Below are 3,301 nucleotides of genomic sequence, written 5' to 3'. Positions count from 1 at the left end.
GCGAGCGCCTGCTCGAGTTCCGCGTGCTCGTCGCGGTGTCCGCCGAGGAGGTGTGCCGCGCCCGCTCCGACGCCCCAGCGCGCTGCCGCGCGCGCGAAGGCCTCGCGCAATGCCGGATGCTGCGCGAGGCCCAGGTAGTCGTTGCTCGCGAAGTTGAGCAGCCGTCGGCCCTCGACGGTGATGCCGGCGCCGTCGACCGCATCGACGCGGCGCAGCCGGCGCAGCAGCGACGCGCGTGCGCGTCCCACCTGCTGGTCGGCGAGGCGGGCGAGCAGGTCGGGACGCATCGGCTTCGCCGGCGGCGGCACGCGCGGGATCAGGCGGCCGCTTCGGCCGCGCAGCGATCGACGATGTCCGCGTGCACCGTATTCGATTCGGCCTCGACCTCGAGCGCGTGGATGCCGAGGCGCGTGAACAGCGCCTGGTCGCGCTCGACGTCGGGGTTGCCGGTCGTGAGCAGCTTCTCGCCGTAGAAGATCGAATTCGCGCCCGCGAGGAAGCACAGCGCCTGCAGCTCGTCGCTCATCTCGGCGCGGCCCGCGGACAGGCGCACCATCGACTTCGGCATCACGATGCGCGCCGCCGCGATCGTGCGCACGAACTCGAACGGATCGAGCGCGCGCGTGCCGGCGAGCGGCGTGCCCGCGACCTGCACGAGCCGGTTGATCGGCACCGAATCCGGATGCGCGGGCAGGGTCGCGAGCGCGTGCAGCAGCCCCGCGCGCTGCTCGCGCGACTCACCCATGCCGACGATGCCGCCGCAGCAGGTCTTGAGTCCCGCGTCGCGCACGTGGCCGAGCGTGTCGAGGCGATCCTGGTACTCGCGCGTGTGGATGATCTCGGAATAGAACTCCGGCGCGCTGTCGAGATTGTGGTTGTAGTAGTCGAGGCCGGCGTCCTTGAGCGCGTGCGCCTGCGGCTCGCTGAGCATGCCGAGCGTCGCGCACGTCTCCATGCCGAGCGCCTTGACCGCGCCGATCATCGCGGCGACCTTCGGGATGTCGCGGTCCTTCGGCGAGCGCCACGCCGCGCCCATGCAGAAGCGCGTCGCGCCAGCGGCCTTCGCGGCCTGCGCCTTCGCGAGCACGGCATCGAGGCTCATGAGCTTCTCGGCATCGACGCCGGTTGCATAGCGCGCGGCCTGCGGGCAGTAGGCGCAGTCCTCGGGACAGCCGCCGGTCTTGATCGACAGCAGGGTCGAGACCTGGACCGCGTTCGGGTCGTGGTGTTCGCGATGCACGGCTTGCGCACGCGCGACGAGGTCGGCGAACGGCAGGTCGAGCAGGGCGAGGATCTCGGCGCGGGTCCAGTCGTGGCGCAAGGCGGTCATGCGGTATCCGGAAAGTCGTACGAACGGGGTGGCCGGGCGCGCTCGCGATCGTCCGCGCTCGCGGGGCAGGCTTGGCAGTCTCGGCATCGGACCGGAGGCTGTCAACTTGGGCATCGCACGCGCGGTTGACGGCTGGCTCGACCGCACCTTGCGCGTGGTGCTGCCGCCTCGCTGCGTGCTCTGCGGCGGCCGCGGCGCGGGCGGTCGCGACCTCTGCGCGGGCTGTGCGGCGGACCTCGCCCCCAATGCGCCGTGCTGCCCATGCTGTGCGCTGCCGCTCGCGACCCCGGCGCCCGCGTGCGGCGCGTGCCTCGCCCGCGCGCCGCCGTTCGACCTCGCCTGGGTGCCGCTGCGCTATGGCCATCCGCTCGACCTGCTCGAGGCGCGCTTCAAGTTTCACGGCGACCTCGCCGCCGGGCGCGTGCTCGCCGAATGCCTCGTCGAATGCGCGACGCGCGGGCGACCGGCATTGCCGGCGTTGCTCGTGCCGATCCCGCTGCACACCGCCCGGCTGCGCGAGCGCGGCTACAACCAGGCGCTCGAGCTCGCGCGCCCGCTCGCACGCGCGCTCGACGTTCCACTGCGGCACGACCTGCTCGTGCGCCCGCGCGCCACGCCCGCACAGACGGGTCTCGACGCGAAGATGCGCCGTCGCAACCTGCGCGGCGCCTTCGCCGTCGCGCCGGGCTTCGCGTGGCCCGGGCACGTCGCGCTGTTCGACGACGTCATGACGACGGGCGCGACCTTGCGCGAAGCCGCGCGCACGCTGAAGCGGGCCGGTGTGGCGCGCGTCGACGCATGGGCGCTCGCGCGCGCGCCGCGCCGCTGACCGGGGTGGGACGCCGAGGCGCGACGTCCGCTGTGCATGCGAGGCGCGCGAACGCGAGTCCGACGGCGCCGTGATCACGGCGAGAGCCTACCGATCGCCAGCGCTCAGCGAACCGCCATCGCGAACAACAACCCGAGCCAGATCAGCAGCCCGACCAGGTTGTTGTTGCGGAACGCGGCGAAGCACGCGTCGCGGGCGCGCGCGCGGATCAGCCATTGCTGCCAGCCGAACAGGCCCGCGGCGCCCGCGAGGCCGATGAAATACGGCCACGGCAGTTGCACGCGCGTACCCGCGAGCAGCATCGCGAGCAGGAACGTCGCCATGAGCACGCCGACGATCACGCGGTCGGCGTCGCCGAACAGGATCGCGGTCGACTTCGCGCCGACGCGGATGTCCTCGTCGCGATCGACCATCGCGTACTCGGTGTCGTAGACGACCGAGAACAGCACGTTGGCAAGGAACAGCAGCCAGCACAGCGGCGGCAGCGAATGGGTCACCGCGGCGAACGCCATCGGTATCGACCAGCCGAACGCGGCGCCGAGCACGACCTGGGCCAAGTGCGTCACGCGTTTGGTGAACGGATACACGGCCGCCAATGCGGCGCCGACGAAGGAAAGCCCGATCGTGAGCGCGTTCGTGAACAGCACGAGCACGAAGGCGAACGCGAGCAGGCCGCCGAACAGCAGCAGCGCCTCCTTCTTCGTGACCCGGCCAGCGGCCATCGGCCGTCCGCGCGTGCGTTCGACGTGCGCGTCGAGCCAGCCGTGGTCGGCGTAGTCGTTGATGACGCAACCGGCGCTGCGCATGACGAACACCCCGAGCGTGAAGACGAGGAGCGCTCCCGGCGGCGGGAAGTCGTTCGCCGCGAACCACAAGGCCCACCACGTCGGCCACAGCAGCAGCAGCGCGCCGACCGGGCGGTCGAGCCGCATGAGCAGGACGTACTCGCGGATGCGCGCGCGATGCGCGTCCGGCGCGAAGCCGAGCGCCCAGTCGATCACGCGCGCGCTGCGCGTCGAGGTATCGGCGGGCCGTGCGGGCGCCGGCGAGCGCATCGCGGGCACGGCCGTGCGCGCGAACGACGGCACGAATGCAGGCCCGTCGGCACGCGGGCCGGGCGCGTCGGCGGCGTTGCCCTCTGC

General features: G+C 72.5%; 3 protein-coding genes and 1 pseudogene. 1 reads left to right on the top strand and 3 read right to left on the bottom strand.

Translation table 11 applies throughout. From position 1 onward, the window contains the following. Together VI238_RS05525 and bioB are read right to left on the bottom strand one after the other, a co-directional pair. Positions 1 to 287: pseudogene (locus tag VI238_RS05525) on the bottom strand (8-amino-7-oxononanoate synthase); the annotation flags it as partial. Between the two features lie 29 nt (positions 288 to 316). Beyond that, positions 317 to 1,330 (bottom strand): biotin synthase BioB, encoded by a 1,014-nt coding sequence (gene bioB / locus VI238_RS05520; RefSeq protein ID WP_331649290.1) that lies wholly within the window; start codon positions 1,328 to 1,330, stop codon positions 317 to 319. A gap of 106 nt (positions 1,331 to 1,436) precedes the next feature. Here bioB and VI238_RS05515 point away from each other — a divergent pair, with 106 nt between their 5' ends. Then, positions 1,437 to 2,159, top strand: coding sequence for a ComF family protein (locus tag VI238_RS05515; protein ID WP_331649288.1), 723 nt, complete (start codon positions 1,437 to 1,439; stop codon positions 2,157 to 2,159). A gap of 104 nt (positions 2,160 to 2,263) precedes the next feature. Here VI238_RS05515 and ubiA read toward each other — a convergent pair whose 3' ends face one another. Next, positions 2,264 to 3,214 carry a 4-hydroxybenzoate octaprenyltransferase gene (ubiA, locus tag VI238_RS05510; RefSeq protein ID WP_331649292.1) on the bottom strand — a complete coding sequence of 317 codons (951 nt, stop codon included), beginning with the start codon at positions 3,212 to 3,214 and terminating at the stop codon, positions 2,264 to 2,266. Positions 3,215 to 3,301 lie beyond the last annotated feature (87 nt).

This window comes from Dokdonella sp. (assembly GCF_036518555.1).
Classification (GTDB): Bacteria; Pseudomonadota; Gammaproteobacteria; order Xanthomonadales; family Rhodanobacteraceae; genus Dokdonella_A.
The sequence above is the reverse complement of the archived record's forward strand: the minus strand, read 5'-3'. Positions and strand labels throughout refer to the sequence as shown.

Excerpts from the sequence above, each read along its gene's own strand:
- bioB (WP_331649290.1), bottom strand. The coding sequence starts at position 1,330 with ATGACCGCCTTGCGCCACGACTGGACCCGCGCCGAGATCCTCGCCCTG.
- ubiA (WP_331649292.1), bottom strand. The coding sequence starts at position 3,214 with ATGCGCTCGCCGGCGCCCGCACGGCCCGCCGATACCTCGACGCGCAGC.